The sequence below is a fragment of the Acidovorax sp. SUPP3334 genome (assembly GCF_030159055.1).
GTDB lineage: Bacteria > Pseudomonadota > Gammaproteobacteria > Burkholderiales > Burkholderiaceae_C > Paracidovorax.
On sequence record NZ_BQXQ01000007.1, the window covers coordinates 60,704 to 82,011 of the forward strand.

14 protein-coding genes and 3 pseudogenes are annotated in these 21,308 nt (G+C 64.0%); 11 read left to right on the forward strand and 6 right to left on the reverse strand.

Annotation, left to right across the window (positions count from 1 at the left end):
* Positions 1-10: 10 nt before the first annotated feature.
* The 5 genes from AVHM3334_RS05345 (at position 11) to AVHM3334_RS05365 (ending at position 11,036) form a co-directional block, all read left to right on the forward strand.
* Entirely contained in the window at positions 11-1,516 is a 1,506-nt protein-coding gene (locus AVHM3334_RS05345; RefSeq protein WP_502869861.1) for an HlyD family type I secretion periplasmic adaptor subunit, read from the forward strand.
* Between the two features lie 216 nt (positions 1,517-1,732).
* The gene (locus AVHM3334_RS05350; RefSeq protein WP_284410278.1) at positions 1,733-2,476 is read left to right on the forward strand and encodes a hypothetical protein; all 744 of its coding nucleotides are present in this window, start codon (positions 1,733-1,735) and stop codon (positions 2,474-2,476) included.
* Between the two features lie 332 nt (positions 2,477-2,808).
* Positions 2,809-3,642, forward strand: a complete 834-nt coding sequence (locus AVHM3334_RS05355) for a hypothetical protein (RefSeq protein ID WP_284410279.1) — start codon at positions 2,809-2,811, stop codon at positions 3,640-3,642.
* Positions 3,643-4,058: 416 nt separating this feature from the next.
* A complete protein-coding gene (locus tag AVHM3334_RS05360) occupies positions 4,059-4,892 on the forward strand; it encodes a hypothetical protein (protein WP_284410281.1) in 834 nt (277 codons plus the stop codon).
* Positions 4,893-5,483: 591 nt separating this feature from the next.
* Complete coding sequence (locus AVHM3334_RS05365; protein WP_284410283.1) at positions 5,484-11,036, forward strand: putative Ig domain-containing protein; 5,553 nt, start codon at positions 5,484-5,486, stop codon at positions 11,034-11,036.
* Between the two features lie 119 nt (positions 11,037-11,155).
* On the opposite strand, the gene upp is transcribed toward AVHM3334_RS05365, so the two are convergent.
* The 3 genes and pseudogenes from upp to AVHM3334_RS05380 form a co-directional block, all read right to left on the reverse strand.
* Entirely contained in the window at positions 11,156-11,785 is a 630-nt protein-coding gene (gene upp / locus AVHM3334_RS05370) for a uracil phosphoribosyltransferase (protein WP_284410285.1), read from the reverse strand.
* A 130-nt stretch (positions 11,786-11,915) separates the two neighbouring features.
* Positions 11,916-12,890 (reverse strand): threo-3-hydroxy-L-aspartate ammonia-lyase, encoded by a 975-nt coding sequence (locus AVHM3334_RS05375; RefSeq protein ID WP_284410287.1) that lies wholly within the window; start codon positions 12,888-12,890, stop codon positions 11,916-11,918.
* 169 nt (positions 12,891-13,059) lie between these two features.
* A pseudogene (locus AVHM3334_RS05380) lies at positions 13,060-13,230 on the reverse strand (enoyl-CoA hydratase); the annotation flags it as partial.
* Here AVHM3334_RS05380 and AVHM3334_RS05385 point away from each other — a divergent pair.
* Positions 13,228-13,626, forward strand: a pseudogene (locus tag AVHM3334_RS05385) (ABC transporter permease family protein); the annotation flags it as partial. The pseudogenes AVHM3334_RS05380 and AVHM3334_RS05385 overlap by 3 nt on opposite strands.
* Before the next feature lie 79 nt (positions 13,627-13,705).
* Here AVHM3334_RS05385 and AVHM3334_RS05390 read toward each other — a convergent pair.
* Together AVHM3334_RS05390 and AVHM3334_RS05395 are read right to left on the reverse strand one after the other, a co-directional pair.
* A pseudogene (locus tag AVHM3334_RS05390) lies at positions 13,706-14,245 on the reverse strand (glutathione S-transferase N-terminal domain-containing protein); the annotation flags it as partial.
* A gap of 57 nt (positions 14,246-14,302) precedes the next feature.
* Positions 14,303-15,835, reverse strand: a complete 1,533-nt coding sequence (locus tag AVHM3334_RS05395; protein ID WP_284410289.1) for a helicase HerA-like domain-containing protein — start codon at positions 15,833-15,835, stop codon at positions 14,303-14,305.
* Positions 15,836-15,916: 81 nt separating this feature from the next.
* Between AVHM3334_RS05395 and AVHM3334_RS05400 the strand changes: the two genes are divergently transcribed.
* The 5 genes from AVHM3334_RS05400 to rlmH all read left to right on the forward strand — a co-directional run bounded on the left by AVHM3334_RS05400 (position 15,917) and on the right by rlmH (position 20,532).
* On the forward strand, positions 15,917-16,636 hold the full coding sequence (locus AVHM3334_RS05400; RefSeq protein ID WP_284410290.1) for a YebC/PmpR family DNA-binding transcriptional regulator: 720 nt from the start codon (positions 15,917-15,919) through the stop codon (positions 16,634-16,636).
* An 82-nt stretch (positions 16,637-16,718) separates the two neighbouring features.
* Positions 16,719-17,999, forward strand: coding sequence for a phosphoribosylamine--glycine ligase (purD, locus tag AVHM3334_RS05405; RefSeq protein ID WP_284410294.1), 1,281 nt, complete (start codon positions 16,719-16,721; stop codon positions 17,997-17,999).
* 32 nt (positions 18,000-18,031) lie between these two features.
* Positions 18,032-18,970 carry an oxygen-dependent coproporphyrinogen oxidase gene (gene hemF / locus AVHM3334_RS05410; RefSeq protein WP_284410296.1) on the forward strand — a complete coding sequence of 313 codons (939 nt, stop codon included), beginning with the start codon at positions 18,032-18,034 and terminating at the stop codon, positions 18,968-18,970.
* A gap of 191 nt (positions 18,971-19,161) precedes the next feature.
* The gene (gene rsfS, locus AVHM3334_RS05415; protein WP_284410298.1) at positions 19,162-20,034 is read left to right on the forward strand and encodes a ribosome silencing factor; all 873 of its coding nucleotides are present in this window, start codon (positions 19,162-19,164) and stop codon (positions 20,032-20,034) included.
* A gap of 30 nt (positions 20,035-20,064) precedes the next feature.
* Positions 20,065-20,532: a 23S rRNA (pseudouridine(1915)-N(3))-methyltransferase RlmH gene (rlmH, locus tag AVHM3334_RS05420; protein WP_284410300.1), complete on the forward strand. Its 468-nt coding sequence runs from the start codon at positions 20,065-20,067 to the stop codon at positions 20,530-20,532.
* Between the two features lie 35 nt (positions 20,533-20,567).
* Here rlmH and AVHM3334_RS05425 read toward each other — a convergent pair whose 3' ends face one another.
* Entirely contained in the window at positions 20,568-21,224 is a 657-nt protein-coding gene (locus AVHM3334_RS05425; protein WP_284410302.1) for a GNAT family N-acetyltransferase, read from the reverse strand.
* Positions 21,225-21,308 lie beyond the last annotated feature (84 nt).

Here is a 21,308-nt window from a genome sequence, read left to right on the forward strand (position 1 = left end):
GGACACCTCGATGACCGCAGGCGCCGCGCCGTCTGCGCCTGGCACCCCGCTCGCCAAAATCGAAAAACCGCGCCACCCCGCCATCGAACTGCTGGGCCGCTACCGCGCCGTCTTTCGTGCCGCCTGGGCGCACCGCGCCGAACTGGCCGGCCCCTCGCGCCTGGCGGACGAACAGGCCTTCCTGCCCGCGGCACTGAGCCTGCAGGAAACGCCGGTCCACCCCGCGCCCCGGCGCATCGCCTTCGTGCTGATGGCGCTCTTCGTCATCGCGCTGCTGTGGGCCATCTTCGGCAAGATCGACATCGTGGCCGTGGCGCCCGGGCGAGTCATCGTGAGCGACCGCACCAAGCTCGTGCAGCCGCTGGAGAACAGCGTCATCCGCCGCATCCTGGTCAAGGACGGCGACCACGTGCTAGCCGGCCAGCCGCTGGTCGAACTGGACCCGACCGCCGCTCGGGCCGACAAAGCCAGCTTTCATGAAGCGCGGCGCTCTGCCGATTCGGAATGGCTGCGCAGCCGCGCGCTGTTGCAGATGCTATTGAATCAGGAGCAAAAGACCGTGACTGCGAATGCGCTGGCGGCACGTTTGACGGCGAAGGACGTGCCGGTCGGATGGAGCCGGGAAGAAACCGCCGAGGCCAACGCCTACCTGGCTGCGGAGTGGAGCGACATCACCGCGCGCCTGGCCAAGCTGGCCGCAGAGCGCCAGCGCCGCCAAGCCGAAATGGCCACCGTGCGCGCCATGATCGGCAAGCTGGAAGCCACCGTCCCCATCGCACGCCAACGCGAGCAGGACTTCAAGGCGCTGGCGGACCAGGGCTTCATGTCCGGCCACGCCAACCAGGACCGCACCCGCGAACGCATCGAGCTGGAGCGTGACCTGGCCACCCAGCAGGCCCGCCTGGACGAAGCCCAGGCCGCGCTGCGCGAAGCCGAGCAAACCCGCAGTGCCTATCTGGCCGAAACCCGCCGCGCCTTGAGCGACCGCCAGGCCCAGGCGGACCTGAGGCGCCAGCAATCGGGCCAGGAACTGGCCAAGGCCACCCAGCGCGAGCGCCTCGCCACGCTCACGGCGCCGGTCGCCGGCACCGTGCAGCAACTGGCCGCGCACACCGAAGGCGGCGTCGTCACCGAGGCCCAGGCCCTCATGGTGATCGTGCCCGACAGCGCCGGCGTGAGCGCCGAGGTCACCCTGGAAAACAAGGACATCGGCTTCGTGGCGCCGGGGCAGGAAGTCGCCATCAAGCTGGAGACCTTCCCGTTCACGCGCTACGGCACCGTGAAGGCCACGGTGGACAAGGTGACGCAGGACGCCGTCACCGACGAAAAGCGCGGCGCGATCTTCCCGGCGCTCATCACCTTGAACCAAAGCCACATCGACGTGGACGGCAAGCCCATCCGGCTGGCGCCGGGGATGAACCTGACGGCGGAGATCAAGACGGGCAAGCGGCGGGTGATTGAGTATTTGTTAAGCCCCATCCAGCGGGCGGGCAGCGAGAGCTTGAGAGAACGCTGACAGGAGCGCTGACGGCACCACTGGCGCGGTCAGCGCGACGCACCACGGGGCCGCCGTCGCTTCCCACTCGCCACCTGCCAATGGGGCACGACAGCCCAGCGCGTCCGCACGACGAAACACCTCCTGCGAGCCATCGCACAGCCGCGGCTGCGGCTGCGATGGGCGTGGGTTTGACAGATCCATTGACAGATTCATTGAAAAACGAAAGAAATCCCGATGAGCAACAACAACAACCAGAACACCCCCGCCGCCTCATGGCGCTTCAAGGGCCCGCAGGGAGCGACGCCCTGGAAGGAAAGCTATGCCGAGTCCACCCTTGCGGCGGAACTGGCCAGCGCGGCGGCGCCCCCTGCAGGCGCCGCCGCTGCCGCGCCCGCGCTCTCTGCCGCCATGCAGGATGCGCGGCTGACGCAGACCTCCATCGCACAGGCGACCACCACTGCGCCAGGCGCCGTGCAATGGAACCTGGAGGCGCTGCAGCGTGGCCGCAATGGCGTGCCGGGCGACCTGGCCAGCACGGAAATGGCTTCGCAGACCGACGCCAGCGTGCAGAGCACGCGCCCCTATGGGTACGAGGCAGAGATGGATGCGGCGCAGCATGCAACGTCCTTGCAGCACGCCAAGCCGCTGGAGTGGTCCGCGGCCGTTGGGGGCATGGAAAGCACCCGGCCCTACACGACCGACATGGCGGCGTGGGGAATGTTCGAGTCCACCAAACCGATGCTGCTGTCCGACGTGACGGACGTTGCAGGAACGACCAAGCCGCTGGAGCTGTCGCCCTCGATGCGCAGCGCATTGGAGCAGCCCCTTGCGCCGGTACTGGCACTGGAAGGCAGCGCACAGCAATTGCTGCAGGCCATGGCGGGCTTTGCGCCATCGGCGATGGGGACTGCGGCAACGGCTTCGGCGACCCAGGCGGCTTTGTGGAACCAGGCCATTGCCGTGGGGGTGTCGTCGTAGAGGCGGCGCGGGCACGCTGGAATTCGACGTCGTGGCCATGCCGCTGGCGACCGTCAAGCGCTACGGTGCGGACGGTGCCTGGGAGGATGCCAGGGGGCAGTTTTTGTTCACGCGGAGAGCGAATGCATCGATTGCTATTAAAAATATAGCGATATGCCCTAGTAACGATTGCCTTGGAGGCCGATTCGGCATCAAACCGCCCTGTGCCAAGAGAAATACGGCGAAGTCTCGAACACGCCGAAGCAGCGCAGGCGCCGAGGCTTACCCCGTGGTCCCGGCAAGACACGCGACCCGGTAATGGGTGTCGATTAATTATTCAATCAGGGATTTTTATGCAAAGAGCAGCTTATTGGGTGGCCGTGATTTTGAGTCTGTCCGCATTGGCATCGTGCAAGGAGCATAAGCCGGAACTTACTTGCAGAGAGAGTGTTGAGGTATTTGAGAGGAATGGGCAACAGGTGCTAAAAGCAACCAATGGGGTCTATTTGAAAAAGGATTTCAATATTACAAGCTGTTCAGTGGAGCCTGGCAGAAAGGAGCCAGGCGCGAAAACATTCGTAGCAGGCGGTAGCTATGCTTTTTATTGGTATGAGGGGCGTTTGGCAAGTGGTCGTGAATATTCTGAAAGAAAAAGAAAGGGGGATTGGCCTGACGAGCATAAGCCACGCATTGAGATATACATTAGATTTGGCGAGAATCAGTCTATCAGTGAGGCTGATAAGCCAAAATCGTGGTGGTGGCAACCTGCCATACCGCACAAAATATATCCCATCGATTTACTGCCGAATTTTGGGCTTGATGTTGCTGACCCCGAAGCCGGTGTTGGGTCGATTAAATCTAGGCCATCGCCTTATTGGGCTGTTCGAGGTACTGCGAGGATAGATGGCGGAAGTCCATATACAACATTTTGCAGTATGAAGTCTCCGCCCGGTTGGGATGGAAAAAATTATTCGCCAGAAGCCACAAAAGAGCGAGATGTTGCATGGCTTATTCAAGCTAAAACATATGAAGAAAGTATTTTGGGAAATACATGTAGAGGAAGTGTCAGTGCAGATAATGGAAAACGCGTTGGCGCAATGATTGACGTGCCAGGCGCGGCTTTAAAAGACATCGACAAAATATACAAGGCTGTAGCGGCTTATCTTTCTGAAATGACTGCGGAGTAAGTAAAAAATGGCATATGTTTTCAACGATCAAGAAAAAGCAGAAATCGAAGCAGCCCGGCTGAAAAGTTCTCCGGGTGATCGACCAGAAGCAGTCAATGCCGGAGGCAACTGGGTGCAGTTCTATACGGCCCCTCCAACCTTCTGCAAAAACACCTCGCTGCTGGAAATCTGGACGAAAAAGATCAAGCCAAATTTAAGAAGAGTAAATGCATCGATTGCTATTAAAAATATAGCGATATGCCGTAGTAACGATTGCCTTGGAGGCCGATTCGGCATCAAACCGCCCTGTGCCAAGAGAAATACGGCGAAGCCTCGAACACGCCGAACCAGGACAGGCGCCGAGGCTTACCCCGTGGTCCCGGCAAGACACGCGACCCGGTAATGGGTGTCGATTAATTATTCAATCAGGGAGTTTTATGCAAAGAGCAGTTTATTGGGTGGCCGTGATTTTGAGTCTGTCCGCATTGGCGTCGTGCAAGGAGCATAAGCCAGAGCCGATTTGCCAAGAAACAGTGCAGGTTTTTGAGAGGAATGGGCAGCGAGTGAAGCAATCGGTCAATGGAATTTACCTTAAGGAGGATTTTCCGGTGAGCGGTTGTGGACGAGGGGGTAAGGGTGGCACGCCGGGTGAAGAAAAATATGTACGAATGGGATTTAACAATTTTTATTGGCGAGAAAATCGTTTGTTCACCATGAAAGAATACTCGGAATTGCTTCGAGAGGGGAAATGGCCGAAAGAGGAAGTGCCTATGGTGAAAATTCTCATAGATTTTGAAAGGCAGGGTATTCCTGCGGAAAAGGATTTGCCTAAGGATTGGTGGTATCAGCCTGCAATACCTCATAAGCTTTATCCTATCGATTTGCTGCCTAATTTCGGTCTGGACGTTCCTGATCCTGAGGCCGGAGTAGGAAAAATTAAATCCAAACCTACTGTCTATTGGGCTATTAGGGGAACAATGGATAAATTAAGTGGAACACCCTATACAACATTTTGTAGTCTTAGGTCTCCGCCTGAGCGTGACCCAAAAGACTATACGGACGAAGCAACGAAAGCGCGCGATCCATCATGGCTTGTTCAGGCTAAAACATATGAGAGCGATACTGTGGGAAATACTTGCAGAGGCTATGTGGGTGCTGATAATGGGAAATTTATCTCGGCAATGATTGATGTCCCTGGTGCCGCTGTAAAAGATATTGACAAAATATATGATGAGTTGGCTAAAAAACTTTCTGAAATGACTGTGGATTAAAAGATGACGTACTTATTCAACAATCAAGAACGTGCGGAAATTGAAGCGGCGCGACTTAAAAGTGCCTCCGGAGATGATCCGCGCGATGTGAGTGCGACTGGTAATTGGGTTCCTTTTTACACAACCCTCTCCAACCTCCTGCAAAAACATCTTTCCGCTGGAAATCTGGATAAAGAGGACCAAGCCAATTTCAAAAGCGCCAAGCTGTGGCTTGACGTGGCAGTGGGGGCCAACGGGGGGACCGGCATGCACAGCGCCTTCATCCGCACCTACACCGATCGCCAAGGAGAGCTGCGACGCGGAAGCGCGTTCAGCAGTGCTGAGATGCAGAAGGCATCGAACGGAGTGGCGCTGAATCTTTATCTCAACATCACAGGCCGCGTCCCAAATTCTCGATCTGCTCCCTGGACCGTACCATCCATCGACGGCATTGCAGAAGCGGACGCCAGTTCCATCGGCCGCAATCTCTTTGGTGCCGGTTCGTCTCAACCTCTCGCCTCTGGAGACGATGCCATCGTCTCCAACTCCGCATGGTCCGGCGCCCTGGGTTTCAGCATGCTTGGAGGCAGAGCCCCTTACGAAACATGGCGCTTGCTCAATGACGTAGCGCAAAACGACGTGGACGGCCAAGGCACGGTCAACACCCTGGACGACTTCAAGAACCTGCTGTACGCGGTCGATTCGTTCACGACCGGGGTGGCCGCAGGCCGCGCCAGCGGCGGCTCGGACTTCATCAACTACCTGGCGGCCAGCCAGCACTTCGCCATGACCGGCGAGTGGCCCGCCGACAACGCTGGCCCGCTGGCGGCGCAGTTCGCCATCATGGTCAGCAGCGGCAACGTCCTGGGTTTGGTCCAGGACGTTGCGGCCCGCACGCCGGGCATCAGCCCGGTGGTCGATGCCATCGTGGGTGTGGGGCCGCACAAATTCCTGGACATGCTGATGGGCGCGGTGCAGGGCAAGAACCTGATCGGCACGACCAAGACCGACGCGCAGTTCACCGCCAACGCGCGCAACTTCCTGGGCGCGCTGACGCCTACGCAATTGCAGTCGCTCAAGGCAGAACTGCTGCCGCAATCCGCCAGCGCGCTGGCTGGCAAGGCACTGGCCAACACCCCGGAAGGCGCCAGCGCCCGTGCGGCGCTGGCCGCGTTGAGCGTGGTCAGCGTGCAGGTCAGCCCCGAAGTGGCGGCGCGGGTGGCGCTGTACGACCCGGCCACCGGCACGGGCCAGCTCAGCGAGTCGTGGATCGCCGACCGGGCCGCATTCACCACGCGGTTCTACGAACAGCAGCAGCGCGGGGGCGGCATCTTGCAGGGCAGCCAGAACGTGGCGTACATCGAGATGGGCAATGGCGGCGGCGGCGGCACCCCGGCAGTGCAGGTGCTGGTGGGTGCAGGCAGCGCACAGCGCACCCAGTACGTGTTCGGCGGCAGCGGCAACGACCAGATCGACGGCCAGGGCTTCACCGACCACCTGTACGGCGGAGCCGGCATCGACACGCTGGACGGCAAGGGCGGCGCGGACTACCTGGAAGGCGGCGCGGGCAAGGACGTGTACCGCTTCAACGGCCAGTTCGGCAACGACACCGTGTGGGATGCGGACGGCGCGGGCACGCTGGAGTTCGACGGCGTGGCCATGCCGCTGGCGACCGTCAAGCGCTACGGCGCGGACGACGCCTGGGAGGACGCCAGCGGGCAGTTTTTGTTCACGCAGGTGGCGAATGGGCAGGGCGGCACCGACCTGCGCATCACCAAGTACACCTCCGCCACGGACAAGAGCGTGCAGGGCACGGTCACGGTGCGCAACTACCGGGCGGGCACTTTCGGCCTCAACTTGGCGGAAGCGGCCGACAAGCCCCAGGCCGCGGGCGGCACCGACACGTCGCTGGTGGTGTTGGCCGCGCAGCCGGATGACCCGACGCGGGCGGCGGACCGCAGCACGCCGCGCATATCCGAATCCACTGGGACGCTGGAATATTCGAGCACCAGCGGTGCTGACCAGTGGGTCTATGCCGATGACTCCAACGGCGGGCAGACGGTGGCGACCGGCGCGGGCAACGACCGCATCTTCGTGGGCCGGCCCTATGAGTCGCTCACGGTACCGGGCCAGCAGAACTGGGGGCCGAAGGCTGGCGAGGACGAAGACCACGTGTTCGCGGGCGCGGGCGACGACGTGGTGCTCACCGGATACGGCAGCGACGTGATCGAGGGCGGGGACGGCAATGACTATCTGTTCTCCGCAGAGGTGGGCGAGTACTCCGCAGTGCTTGGTGGCGGCTCCTTCGATGCCGTGTACGGCATGGTGTCGCAGAACCACGATGCGGACGATGCGGAAAGCTCCGACTTCGTGGACGGCGGCGCGGGCAACGACACCATCCGCGCCGGCATGGGCAGCGACGTGCTGTTCGGCGGCAGCGGCAATGATTATGTGAGCGGCATGGAGGGCGACGACCTGCTGATGGGGGGCGAGGGCGCCGACATCCTGTACGGCGATGGCGTGTACACGCAGGACGGCGAAGTGTCGGGCGAAATGATCCGGGGCTACACCTTCCGGGGCAACGACACCCTCATGGGCGAGGCGGGCAAGGACATCCTCACGGGCGGCGTGGGCGAAGACCAGCTTTTCGGGGGCGAGGGAGACGACCAGCTCTTCGGAGACACCAACAGCTATGCCTTGCCCACTGGCGAGAACCTGCTGTGGATTCCGGGGCAGTTCCATGCCGCGGACTTTCTGGATGGGGGCGAGGGCAACGACTTTCTGCTGGGCGGTGGCGGTGCGGACGTGCTGCTGGGCGGGCGAGGCGATGACACGATCTATGGCGACCAGTACAGCGGCGACCGCAATGCGGCGCGCTATGCCATCGACGTGCAGTACCACGGCAATGACCTGATCGACGGGGGTGAGGGCGAAGACACGATCTTTGCCGACGGGGGCGACGACACGGTGGAGGGCGGGGCTGGCAACGACCGGCTGAGTGGTGGCGAGGGCAACGACATCCTGGTCGGCGGCACTGGCTTCGACTGGCTGGACGGCGGACTGGGCAATGACGTGTACCGTTTTGCGGCCGGCGATTTCGAGGGTGCCAACGAAACCATCGTGGATGCTGGCGGGGTGGACCGCATCGAGTTCATGTCCGGCCTGTCGGCCGACGACCTGACGGTGCGCCGTTTTGGTGATCTGCTTGCCGTGACGTTTGCGGGACAGGGCGGGATAGCGATCAATGGGAACACCAGCACCATCGAGTCCCTGGCGTTTTCCGACGGGACGGTGATGACCTCTGCCGACCTTCTGGCCGCCGCCGTGAAGACCACGGCCGGCGACGATGAACTGCAGACGGTCGTGGCCGGCTCCAGGGTGGACGGCGGTGCTGGCAACGACAAGTTGAACGGCGACAAGTGGGCGGATGTTTTGCTGGGAGGGGCCGGCTACGACGTGTTGCGTGGCGGTGGTGGCGACGATGTGCTGGATGGCGGCGCCGGAGATGACCAGTTGTATGCGGGCGCCACCGGCGCCGCCGTGCTGATCGGTGGGGCGGGGCGCGACTTTCTCTATGGCCATGAAAGCGACACCACGTACCGCTTTGGCGTGGGTAGCGGACAGGACTACATCGAGGACAGCGGCGGAATCGACACGATCGAGCTCGGAGCGGGAATCGACCCTGCCGACGTGGTCATGAGAAGTAACGGTCTGGCGCTGCGCAGCGGTGAATTCTTGGGGATCACCAACATGTTCAATTCCGATGGCAGCTTGCGCCCCGGCGATGCCATCGAGTTCATCCGCTTCGCGGACGGCACGGTTTGGAATCAGGAGCAGATCATGGCCCAGTCGCTCTTGCCCACGGCGGGGGCGGACACGCTGCTTGCCTTTGCGAGCGACGACGTGGTCCACGGCGGAGATGGCAACGACACGATCTACGGCAACGATGGCAACGACACCCTCCTGGGCGACGCTGGCGATGATCGCCTTGACGGTGGAAATGGCGACGACACGATCGTTGGCGGCGCGGGCCGGGACGAGATGTCCGGCGGAGCCGGAAACGATGTCTATGTCTTCGCGCCGGGCGATGACGCGGCCAGCGAAAAGGACGGATTAAGTTGGGTGGAGGACCTAAAAGGCAGCAATACCGTGCGACTGACGGGCGGAATATTGGCGGACATGCAGCTGAACTGGAGCGATGGCGAAGGCCTATGGCTACTGCGCTACTCGACCACCGATACGGTCCGGTTGCGCGGTGACTTCCGCATCGAGTTTGGGGGCCAAAATTATGCCCTGGCGGATTTCGCACAGGCAATTGCCGCATCCAACCGGGCGCCGGTGATTGCGCACGCGATTGCGGTTCAGAACGCGGCAGAAGATTCTGCTTGGTCATTCACCGTGCCTGCAGATACCTTTTCCGATCCGGACGGCTCCGCGATGACCTGGAGCGCAAGGGCAGGCAATGGCGGGCCATTGCCTTCCTGGATGCGCTTCGACGCGGCCACCCGCACGTTCAGCGGCACGCCGACCGGCGAGGACAGCGGCGTGCGCAGCTTGCAGGTGGTCGTCAAAGATCCTGCGGGCGCTTCTGCCCAGATCGATTTCGAGCTGAGGGTCGCCGCCGTGAACGATGCTCCGGTCGCCACGGGCACTCTGGCGGCGCAGACATTCAAACAAGGCGCGGCCTGGGAGTTCTGGTTGCCTTCCGCGATGTTCTATGACGAGGACTATGACGATGTGCTGACCTACACCGCAACGCTGACGGATGGCAGTGCCTTGCCGTCCTGGTTGAGTTTCGATCCCATCCAGGAGGTCTTTCGCACCACGGGCAGCAGCGCGCCGGCAGGCACCGTGAACATTGCCCTTACGGCGACCGACAAGGCAGGCGCCAAAGCCACCCACCGGTTTGCAGTGACCGTGCAGTCCGGCACGATCACGGGCACCGCTGGCAACGACACCCTCACCGGCACCAGCGGCAACGACACCATCGATGGCGGCGCGGGTGCCGACACCATGACGGGCCTGGGTGGAAACGACACCTACGTGGTCGACAACGCCTCCGACAAGGTGGTGGAGGCTGCCAACGCGGGCACCGACACGGTGCTGTCCAGCGTCACCCACACCCTGGCGGCGAACGTGGAGAACCTGACGCTCACCGGCACCGCCGCCATCAACGGCACCGGCAACGCCCTTGCCAACACCCTGACGGGCAACAGCGGGGCCAACCGGCTGGACGGTGGCGCGGGTGCCGATGCGATGACTGGCGGTGCGGGCAACGACGTCTATGTGGTGGACAACGCGGGCGACACGGTGACCGAGGCCGCCAATGGCGGCACCGATGCCGTGGAGTCCTCCATCACCCACGCCTTGTCGGCGAACGTGGAGAACCTGACGCTCACCGGCACGGCCGCCATCAACGCCACGGGCAACGCCCTTGCCAACACCCTGACGGGCAACAGCGGGGCCAACCGGCTGGACGGCGGCGCGGGGGCCGATGCGATGAGCGGCGGTGCGGGCAACGACGTCTATGTGGTGGACAGCGCCAGCGACACCGTGACGGAAGGCGCCAACGGCGGCACGGACACCGTGGAGTCCTCCATCGCCTACACGCTGGGCAGCGAAGTGGAAAACCTCACGCTCACGGGGTCGGCAGCGCTCAACGGCACGGGCAACGCGCTGAACAACCGGCTGCTGGGCAACGCAGGCGCCAACACGCTGACCGGCGGCGCGGGTGCGGACTACCTGGACGGCGCGGCCGGGGCCGACACGCTGATCGGCGGGGTGGGCAGCGACACCTACTGGCTCGGCAGAGGCTACGGCCTGGACACGATCCAGGAGAACGACACCACCAGCGGCAACCAGGACATCGCGAAGTTCGCGGGCGATATCTCTTCGCGGCAACTGTGGTTTCGCAAGTCGGGCAACCACCTGGAAGTGAGCGTCATCGGCACGAGCGACAAGTTCACGGTGAGCGACTGGTACTCCGGTACCAAGAACCAGGTGGAGCGCTTCGAGGCGGGGGACGGCAAGAGCCTCACCAACGGCCAGGTGCAAAACCTGGTGCAGGCCATGGCCTCGTTCTCGCCGCCTGCGGCGGGACAGACGACGCTGCCGGCCAACTACCAGAGCGGGCTGGAGTCGGTGCTGGCGGCCAACTGGAAGTGAGAGTTGGCGCAGCCCGCATCACCGGGCTGCGCCGCGTTCTACGATGAAGGACAGGCCCATGCGGGGGGCCGTTTTTAATGCAGTCCGGCGTGGTGTCTTGCTGGGTCAATCGATACGGGCTACTTCGTCCCGAAAATGCGATCCCCCGCATCGCCCAGTCCGGGCAATATGTAGCCATGCTCGTTCAGCTCGCGGTCGATGGCGGCTGTATAGATGGGCACGTCGGGGTGCGCTTTCTGCAGCGTCGCCACGCCTTCCGGTGCCGCCAGCAGGCAGACGAACTTGATCGAGCGGGGGGTGAGCTTCTTCAGGCGGTCCACCGCGGCCGCCGCGGAATTGCCGGTGGCGAGCATGGGGTCCACGACGATGATGTCGCGCTCTTCCATTTCGGAGGGCATCTTGAAGTAGTACTCGACCGGCTGCAGGGTTTGCGGGTCGCGGTACAGGCCGATGTGGCCGACGCGGGCGCCGGGAATCACGTTGAGCATGCCGTCCAGGAAGCCGTTGCCGGCACGCAGGATGGAAACCAGCACCTGCTTCTTGCCGTCGATGACCTGGCCCGTCATGGTTTCCAGCGGGGTTTCGATCTGCACGTCCTGCAGCGGCATGTCGCGCGTGACCTCGTAGGCCATCAGGGTGCTGAGTTCGCCGAGCAGGCGGCGAAAGCTGTTGGTGCTGGCGTCCTTCTTGCGCATCAGGGTCAGCTTGTGCTGGACCAGGGGATGGGTGATGACGTGGACATTGCTCATGGGCTGGGGCCTCTTGTTGGGGAAGTGAAAAAGCGGAAAACCATTTGCGGCGGAGGGCGGAGGGCGGAGGGCGGAGGGCGGAGGGCTGGCCGGTAGCGCCGGCCGCGCGGGGGCCTGCCCGGCTCGCTGATCAGTCTGCCAGAAAGCGCCCGTAGCGGGCCAGGTCGACGTTGCCGCCGCTGATCAGAATGCCCACCCGCTTGCCGCGTACCTCCACGCCGCCGTGTACGGCCCCCGCGAAGGCGAGGGCGCCAGTGGGTTCGACGACGAGCTTCATGCGCTCGGCGAAGAAGCGCAGCGACTGCACGAGCTGCTCGTCGGTGGCGGTGACGATGTCGGCCACGTCGCGCTGGATGATGGGGAAGGTGATGTGGCCCAGCGCCTGGGTCTGCGCGCCGTCGGCAATGGTGTGGGGCGTGTCGATGCGCACGATGTGGCCGGCGCGCAGCGATTGCTGGGCGTCGTTGCCTGCGGCGGGTTTCACCCCGATCACCTGGCAGTCGGGTGCGAGCGCCTTGGCCGCCAGCAGGCTGCCGGAGAGCAGCCCGCCGCCGCCCAGGCAGACGAAGAGGTAGTCCAGGTCGGGCATCTCTTCGAACAGTTCCTTGGCGGCCGTGCCCTGGCCGGCGATGACGTGCGGATGGTCGAACGGCGGCACGAGCGTCATGCCGCGTTCCTGGGCGAGCCGCTGGCTGATGGCTTCGCGGTCTTCGGTGAACCGGTTGTAGGTGACGACCTGGGCGCCGTATTCGCGCGTGGCGGCTATTTTTGCGGCGGGGGCGTCTTCGGGCATGACGATCAGCGCCGGCATGCCGAGCAGGCGGGCCGAGAGGGCGATGGCCTGCGCGTGGTTTCCGGAAGAGAAGGCGAGCACGCCGCGGTCGCGCTGCGCATCGTCGAACTGCGCCAGGGTGTTGTAGGCGCCACGGAACTTGAACGCGCCCATGCGCTGCAGGTTCTCGCACTTGAAGAAGAGCTGGGCGCCGCATTGCTGGTCTGCCGTGCTGGAGCGCACCACGGGCGTGCGGTGGGCCACGCCCTCCAGCCTTGCGGCCGCGTCGGCGACATCGTTGTAGGTGGGGAGGGCCGGGATGTGCGTGACCATGGCTGCGTCCTTGCGTGACGGGATCGGAACGGAGCCCGCATCATAAGCCCGCACGCCGGGTATCAGGCCTCGAAAATGCCTCCAGCGCACGCCCATCAAGCGCGGGCAGCTATCGAAATTGATGCGTTCAGCCCGGGTTGCGGCGTGGCCGACCTGCGGTGCGAGTTTGTCAGCCCAGTTCGCTGAAGCGGTGCAGGGGCGCCAGCGGCGGAAAGTCGCCCGCGCGTTTGGCGCGCATGGCCTCGACCGATTCGCTCACATGCCGGTTGCTCCAGATCGCGCCTTGCACCCAGCCCATCTGGCGCAGGCTGTCGTCCACCGAATGATCGCGCGCATAGTGCTGGTGACGGGCGACTTCGCCCGCACCCTCAAGCAGGAACACGGCGCGCCGATCTTGGGCATCGTGGCGCTGCCGCTCAATTCGGCGGCCTAGATTTCGGAGGTGTTTCGCGCGGGCATCCAGTCGGTCGCGCTCGGGTAATCGGATGCGGGGCGCTGGCGCCGCATGCTGCCGCCGCTGGGCAACAACGCGATCGCGCTGCTGAAAGACACCTCGCTGATCTCCGCCATCGGCCTGGCCGAGATGGCCTATGCCGCGCGCACCGTGGCCGGGGCGTATTCGCGCGATTGGGAGCCGTATCTGGCGATTGCGCTGGCGTACTGGGTCATGACGCTCGCGTTGACCGGCGCGCTGCGCAGGCTGGAAAGCCACCTGGCCCGCAGCGACCGGGTTTGATGTCTGGACGGGCGGCGCGGCCTTGAATGAACAAGCCGCGCGCTTTCAGCGGCGCACGGTGCGGGCGTCCTGCCCGAACCAGGTCCTGCCGCTGGCGCTCGTGCGGAACGATCCAGGGGTAGCAGGCCATGTCCGCGATGGAATAGCCGCCAGCGATGTAATCGCGCCCATCCGACAGGTGTTTGTCCAGCACGCCGTACAGGCGCGCGGTTTCTTTCACGTAGCGATCGATGGCGTAGGCAATGGGCTCGGGCGCGTACTGCGTGAAATGGTGGTTCTGGCCAGCCATCGGACCGAGTCCTCCCATCTGCCAGAAAAGCCATTGCAGGGCTTCGGTGCGCCCGCGCAGTTCCTGGGGAATGAACCGGGCGGTCTTGTCGGCCAGGTACAGCAGGATGGCGCCGGACTCGAACACTGGAATCGGCTCGCCGCCACCAGCGGGCGAGTGGTCCACGATGGCAGGGATGCGGTTGTTGGGCGCGATGCGCAGGAAGCCGGGCTGGAACTGCTCGCCCCGGCCGATGTTCACGGGCAGCACGCGGTAGGGCAGGCTGGCCTCTTCGAGGAACATCGTGATCTTGTGGCCGTTGGGCGTGGTCCAGTAGTGCAGATCGATCATGAAAGAACTCCAGGGTTGGGCCCGCTTCGATGGCGAACCGGCCAGGGGGATGCCGCGTCAGCGCTTGCGGCCACCGAAGAGGCTGCCCAGCACGCCGCGCAAGATCTCCTTGCCCAGCGAGGTGCCCATGGTGCGCACGGCGGACTTGGCCATGGTCTGCACCAGCCCGTCGTGCTTGCCGCCGCGGGGGCCGGTCGAGCCGAAGAGCACGTCGTTCAGGCCACCCATGAGCCCGCCGCCTGCGCCGCCGTCCGTGCCACCGATCGCAGTGCCTGGGCCCGCTTTCGGAGTGCCCGGCGCCGTCGCCGTCGCAGCTGCGGTGCGGCCCTGCAGCTTTTCGTAGGCGGATTCGCGGTCCACGGTTTTCTCGTACACCCCGGTCACGAGCGAGCCGGCCAGCAATGCTTGCCGCTGGGCAGGCGTGATCGGCCCCAGCTGGCTGCCGGGGGGCAGTACGAACACGCGCTCGGTCACGCTGGGGCGGCCCTTGGCGTCCAGAAAGCTCACGAGGGCCTCGCCCACGGCCAGTTCGGTGATGGCCGTTTCGATGTCCAGCCCGGGTTTCTGCCGCATGGTGGTGGCCGTGGCCTTCACCGCTTTCTGGTCGCGCGGCGTGAAGGCGCGCAGTGCGTGCTGCACGCGGTTGCCCAACTGGGCCAGCACGCTGTCGGGTATGTCGAGCGGGTTCTGGGTGACGAAGTACACGCCGACACCCTTGGAGCGCACCAGGCGCACCACCAGTTCGATGCGCTCGACGAGCACCTTGGGCGCCTCGTTGAACAGCAGGTGGGCCTCGTCGAAGAAGAAGACGAGTTTGGGGACTTCCGGGTCGCCGATCTCGGGCAACTGCTCGAACAGCTCCGACAGCATCCACAGAAGGAAGGTGGCGTAAAGGCGCGGCGAATTCATCAGTTTGTCGGCCGCGAGGATGTTGACCACGCCGTGACCGTCCACCGTCTGCATGAGATCGCTGATGTCGAGCATCGGCTCGCCGAAGAACTGGGTGCCGCCTTGCTGCTCGATCTGCAACAGGCCCCGTTGTATGGCGCCTACGCTGGCGGCGCTGATATTGCCGTACCCTGTGGTGAATTCCTTGGCATTCTCGCCCACGTATTGCAGCATGGCGCGCAGGTCCTTCAGGTCCAGCAGCAGCAAGCCGTTGTCGTCGGCGATCTTGAAAACCAGGTTGAGAACGCCCAGTTGTGTCTCGTTCAAGGCCAGCATGCGGCCCAGCAGCAGCGGGCCCATGTCGGAGACCGTGGCGCGCACCGGGTGGCCCTGCTGTCCGAACACGTCCCACAGCGTGGTGGGGCAGGCCAGGGGCTCGGGGACGGCGAGATCACGTTCCTTGAGCGTGGCTGCCAGCTTCTCGCCGATACTGCCCGGCTGGCTGATGCCGGTCAGGTCGCCTTTGATGTCGGCCATGAACACCGGCACGCCGATGCGCGAGAAGCCTTCCGCCAGGGTCTGCAGGGTGACGGTCTTGCCCGTGCCCGTGGCCCCGGTGATGAGGCCATGGCGGTTCGCCAGGCCGGGAAGAAGGTGGCATTCGGTGGTGCCGTGCTTGGCAATGAGAAGAGGTTCGGCCATGGCGTGGGGGTGCGGGAGGTAGGGGATGCGTCAAAAGTAAAATCGCGGTCAGTAGATTAAATCAATACCAGAAGGACTCCTGTGGCAGGACACAGCAAATGGGCAAACATCCAGCACCGCAAGGGGCGGCAGGATGAAAAGCGCGGCAAGATCTGGACCCGGATCATTCGTGAGATCACCGTGGCGGCTCGGGCCGGCGGGGGCGATATTTCCGCCAATCCCCGTCTGCGCCTGGCCATCGAAAAGGCCAAGGCCGCTAACATGCCGGCCGACCGCATCAAATACAACATCGACAAGGCCACCGGCAACGCCGAGGGCGTGAGCTACGAGGAAATCCGCTACGAAGGCTACGGCATCGGCGGCGCGGCCATCATCGTGGACACCATGACCGACAACCGCGTGCGCACCGTGGCCGAAGTGCGCCACGCCTTCAGCAAGCACGGCGGCAACATGGGCACCGAAGGCTCGGTCGCCTTCCAGTTCAAGCATTGCGGCCAACTGATCTTCGCACCCGGCACCGATGAGGATCGCGTGATGGAAGTGGCGCTGGAAGCCGGTGCCGAAGACGTGGTGACGGGAGAAGACGGCGCCATCGAAGTGCTGACGGCCTACGCCGACTTCGAAACCGTCAAGAACGCGCTGGAGGCCGCCGGCCTGGTGCCCGAAGTGGCCGAAGTCACGATGCGCGCCGAAAACACCATCGAGCTCGAAGGCGAAGACGCCGCGCGCATGCAAAAACTCCTCGACGTGCTGGAAGACCTGGACGACGTGCAAGAGGTCTACCACAACGCTGCCCTATGAAAATGAGCCCGAACCTCAGCCATCGAAACGTGCCCGCCCATGGGCACACCGGCCTCATCGAAGCGGCCCATCGGAGTCCGGTATGAAAGTCCTAGTGATTGGTGGCGGCGGCCGTGAACACGCGATGGCCTGGAAGCTTTCGCAGTCTCCCAAGGTCACGAAGGTCTACGTGGCGCCTGGCAACGGCGGCACGGCGCTCAACTCCAAGCTCGAGAACGTGGACGTCACCGATGTGCGCGAACTGCGCGCTTGGGCCCAGGCGCATAAGATCGCCCTCACGGTCGTCGGCCCAGAGGCCTCTTTGGCGGCCGGCGTGGTGGACGAGTTCCGTGCGCACGGGCTGCGCATTTTCGGGCCGACCAAGGCCGCCGCGCAGCTGGAAAGCTCCAAGGCGTTTTCCAAGGCCTTCATGCGCCGCCATGGCATTCCCACGGCGGATTACGACACCTTCACCGACCCCGCCGCGGCCCATGCCTTCGTGGAACGGCTCGGTGCTCCGATCGTCATCAAGGCCGACGGCCTGGCAGCGGGCAAGGGCGTGGTGGTCGCCATGTCGCTGCAGGAAGCGCACGACGCGGTGGACTTCATGCTGGTGGACAACAAATACGGCGTGACCCACAACGAAGGCGGCGCCCGCGTCGTGATCGAAGCGTTCCTGCAGGGCGAGGAAGCCAGCTTCATCGTGCTCTGCGACGGCAAGAACGTCACTGCGCTGGCCACCAGCCAGGACCACAAGCGCCTGAAGGACGGCGACCAGGGCCCCAACACCGGCGGCATGGGCGCGTATTCCCCTGCACCCGTGGTCACGGCCGACGTGCATGCCCGCGCCATGCGCGAGATCATCCTGCCCACCATCCGCGGCATGGAAAAGGACGGCATTCCGTACACGGGCTTCCTGTACGCCGGCCTGATGATCGATTCGACCGGCCACCCCAAAACCCTGGAATTCAACTGCCGCATGGGCGACCCCGAGACGCAGCCGATCCTGATGCGCCTCAAGAGCGACTTCGTCGATGTGCTCGGCGCCGCCGTGGATGGCAAGCTCGACCAGGTGGAGCTGCAGTGGGACCGCCGCACCGCGCTGGGCGTGGTGATGGCCGCGCACGGCTACCCGGAAGACCCGCGCAAGGGCGATGCCATCACCGGCCTGCCTGCGGATGCCGACGATGCCATGGTGTTCCATGCGGGTACGGCGCTCAAAGACGGCGTTCCCCAAACGACAGGCGGGCGCGTGCTTTGCGTGACCGTGCTGGCGGACAGCGTCAAGCAGGCGCAGCAGCGCGTGTACGACGTTGCGCGGGGCATCCACTTCGATGGCGCGCAGTACCGCCGCGACATCGGCCACCGTGCGGTGAAGAGCTGATGCCGTTACCCGCAGCGCCCCCGGCGCCCACCATGAACGCGGCCGATGCCGCTGCCCGCGTGCGCGCCTATCTCGAAGGGCTGCAGAACCGGATCACGTCCGCCCTGGAAGAGGTCGAAGGCCCGGTGGCCCGCGGCGGAGCGCGGTTCCTGAACGATGTCTGGCGCAAGGCACCCGGCGAGCCGCTGCAGGGCGATGGCGTGACCCGCATCCTGGAGGGCGGGCGCGTTTTCGAGCGGGCCGGCTGCGGCTTCTCGCACGTGCGCGGTGCCACGCTGCCGCCTTCGGCGACCCAGCACCGGCCCGAGCTGGCCGGCGCGCCGTTCGAGGCGATGGGCGTGTCGCTGGTGTTCCACCCGGTCAATCCCTACGTGCCGACGGTGCACATGAACGTCCGCATGATCGTCGCGGCTCCGGCGGAGGGCCCGCCCGTGTGCTGGTTCGGCGGCGGCATGGACCTGACCCCGTATTACGGCTTCGAGGAAGACGCGGTGCACTTCCACCGGGCCTGCCGGGACGCGCTCAACCCGTTCGGCGAAGGCCTTTATCTGCGCTTCAAGCGCTGGTGCGACGAGTATTTCTACCTCAAGCACCGCAGCGAGCAGCGCGGCGTGGGCGGCATCTTCTTCGACGACTTTTCCGAACTGGGATTCGAGCGCAGCCTGGGCATGGTGCAGTCGGTGGGCGACGCGCTGCTGGGCGCTTATCTGCCCATCGTTCACAAGCGCCACCCGATCCCTTTCGGTGACCGCCAGCGCGAGTTTCAATGCTATCGGCGCGGTCGATATGTCGAGTTCAACCTGGTGTGGGACCGGGGGACGCACTTCGGCCTTCAGTCCGGCGGGCGCACCGAATCGATCCTGCTGTCGATGCCTCCCATGGCGGGCTGGTCGTACCAGCGCCAAGACCCTCCCGGGTCGCCCGAGGCCGAGCTGACACGGCGTTTCCTGGTGCGGCGAGACTGGCTGTGAGCCGGCGCTGGATCGCTCCAAAACACCGAAAGCTATAATTTCAATAGCTGCCCGCGCTCATTCCATGAGCGCCAGAGGCCAAAAACACCCTTGATGTGCATCCGAACGCCGAGCCGGCACCCCGGCCCGCGGCCTTGGCCCAGGCCCGGGTTGCACGCTATATTGCCCCATCCCTTTTAGACAAACGCCTGATGACCACCACCTCCAAATCGGAATCCGCCGCCAAGAAAGACGTCACCAAACTCCAACGCGCCATCGTCGATGGCCTGGAAGACGTCAAGGCGCAAGACATCCAGGTGTTCAACACCGAGCATCTCTCGCCCTTGTTCGAGCGCGTGATCGTGGCTTCGGGCACTTCCAACCGCCAGACGAAGGCCCTGGCGGCCAGCGTGCGCGATGCGGTGCGTGAAGCGGGTTTCGGCAAGCCCCGCATCGAGGGCGAAGACAACGGCGAATGGATCATCGTGGACTGCGGCGCCGCCGTAGCGCACATCATGCAGCCCGCCATTCGCCAGTACTACCGCCTGGAAGAGATCTGGGGCGACACGCCTGTCCGCCTGAAGCTGGGCGCCGCCAAGCCCAAGGCGCCGGAAGCCGCTGACGGCACCGCCAAGAAAAAGGCCGCCGCCAAGAAGGCCGCTGCCGCATCGGCCCAGCCAGCCCGCAAGCCCGGCGTGAGCAAGGTGGCCGCCAAGGCACCGGCCCAGGCACCGCAAAGGCCCGGAGCCAAGGCCCCCGCAAAGACCACGGCGAAGACTTCGGCCAAAACCTCGGCTAAAACTTCGGCCAAGAGCCCGGCGAAAACCGCTGCGAAGACCTCCGCCAAGACGGCGACCCGCAGCACCGCCAAGCAGGCGACCCCTGCCAAGACCGCGACCAAGGCACCCATCAAGACGTTGATCGTCAAGCCGATCGCCAAGAAGACGGCTGGCAAGCCGGCGGCGAAGAAAACGTCAGGCCGCTCGGCGCCTGCCGCGCCGAAGTCGTCCCCGCGCACGGCTGCCGTGAAGACCGCCTCCACCAAGCGGCCGGCTGCCAAGAAGGCGCCGGCGCGCAGGGGTTGAAGCCGATTTGTCGCTGAGCCGAGCTGATCGATGAAGCTGCTCATCGTGGCCGTGGGCCAGCGAGTGCCCGACTGGGCACAGACGGCCTATGACGACTACGCCAAGCGGTTTCCCCCGGAATTGAAGGTCGAACTCAAGGCCGTCAAGACCGAGCCGCGGGGCTCCAAGACGCTGGAAACCCTCTACGCGGCCGAGCGCGAACGCATCGAAGCGGCGATACCGCGCGGCACCCGCGTCGTGGCACTGGACGAGCGCGGCACATCAATGACCACCAAGGCGCTTGCCGCGCGGCTCAAGGGCTGGCAACTGGGGGGCGATGATGTGGCGCTGGTCATCGGCGGGCCCGACGGGCTGGACCCCGCATTTCGGCAAGCGGCGCACGAGCGCATCCGCTTGTCCGACCTCACCCTGCCGCACGCCATGGTGCGCGTGCTCCTGATCGAGCAGATCTACCGGGCCTGGTCGGTGAACGCGGGGCATCCTTACCATCGGGAATAGGCCGCTCTTTGCTTTGCGATGCGATGCGGGCCGGTTCAGGCCGCTGCCATTTCCCTCTGCAGTGCGGTGCGATCCGCCATTGCACCCGATGGCAGACCGATATGCGCTTGCATCGTCGAGGGTTCAGAGATCAGCGGTGAAATGGCCGCCAGGTATTCCGGTGCCAGCAGGCTGAAGGACATCAGATCATGGTGTTTTCCGCCCCATAGTCCAGCGCTTCGTAACAAGCCTTCATACTGAAAATCCCATCGCTGCAATGTGCGGATCGATGGCGTGTTGTCGGGATGGACCGTGGCACTGATGCGCATGAGCTTGAGGTGCAGGAAGCACCAATTCAGTACCCGGCCGAGGGCTTCGTGCATGAAGCCCTGGTTTTGATGCGCTTGTGCCAGTTCGTAGCCCACTACCGCACTGAGCGATCCGGCGTCGCACTGCGTGAAGTTGCATTGCCCGATCATTCCCGGCGTGTCCTTGCGCTCGATGGCCCAGCAGAACTCCGGAATGTGCCGTCGCGTGATCTCTTCGGTCCATTGCACGAAACCGATCGCTCCCTCCAGATTCGTGATGGCGTTGTAGCCCGCCCATTGCCGCGATTCGTCCTGCAAATGCATGGACAGCACTGCGGGCGCATCGCTGGCGACCATCTTGCGCAGCCGCAGCCGTGGTGTTTCTAGAATGGGGAAGAAGGTCATGCACTCATTGTGGAAAGGCTGTTTGCGCGAAGAGGGCGCTTGCCGAAACAGATGCCGGCCATCCGAAGCGCCGGTTCGGCAATC

Excerpts from the sequence above, each read along its gene's own strand:
- AVHM3334_RS05345 (WP_502869861.1), top strand. The coding sequence starts at position 11 with ATGACCGCAGGCGCCGCGCCGTCTGCGCCTGGCACCCCGCTCGCCAAA.
- AVHM3334_RS05425 (WP_284410302.1), bottom strand. The coding sequence starts at position 21,224 with ATGACCTTCTTCCCCATTCTAGAAACACCACGGCTGCGGCTGCGCAAG.
- AVHM3334_RS05360 (WP_284410281.1), top strand. The coding sequence starts at position 4,059 with ATGCAAAGAGCAGTTTATTGGGTGGCCGTGATTTTGAGTCTGTCCGCA.
- AVHM3334_RS05355 (WP_284410279.1), top strand. The coding sequence starts at position 2,809 with ATGCAAAGAGCAGCTTATTGGGTGGCCGTGATTTTGAGTCTGTCCGCA.
- purD (WP_284410294.1), top strand. The coding sequence starts at position 16,719 with ATGAAAGTCCTAGTGATTGGTGGCGGCGGCCGTGAACACGCGATGGCC.
- rlmH (WP_284410300.1), top strand. The coding sequence starts at position 20,065 with ATGAAGCTGCTCATCGTGGCCGTGGGCCAGCGAGTGCCCGACTGGGCA.
- upp (WP_284410285.1), bottom strand. The coding sequence starts at position 11,785 with ATGAGCAATGTCCACGTCATCACCCATCCCCTGGTCCAGCACAAGCTG.
- rsfS (WP_284410298.1), top strand. The coding sequence starts at position 19,162 with ATGACCACCACCTCCAAATCGGAATCCGCCGCCAAGAAAGACGTCACC.
- AVHM3334_RS05375 (WP_284410287.1), bottom strand. The coding sequence starts at position 12,890 with ATGGTCACGCACATCCCGGCCCTCCCCACCTACAACGATGTCGCCGAC.
- AVHM3334_RS05350 (WP_284410278.1), top strand. The coding sequence starts at position 1,733 with ATGAGCAACAACAACAACCAGAACACCCCCGCCGCCTCATGGCGCTTC.
- AVHM3334_RS05395 (WP_284410289.1), bottom strand. The coding sequence starts at position 15,835 with ATGGCCGAACCTCTTCTCATTGCCAAGCACGGCACCACCGAATGCCAC.
- hemF (WP_284410296.1), top strand. The coding sequence starts at position 18,032 with ATGAACGCGGCCGATGCCGCTGCCCGCGTGCGCGCCTATCTCGAAGGG.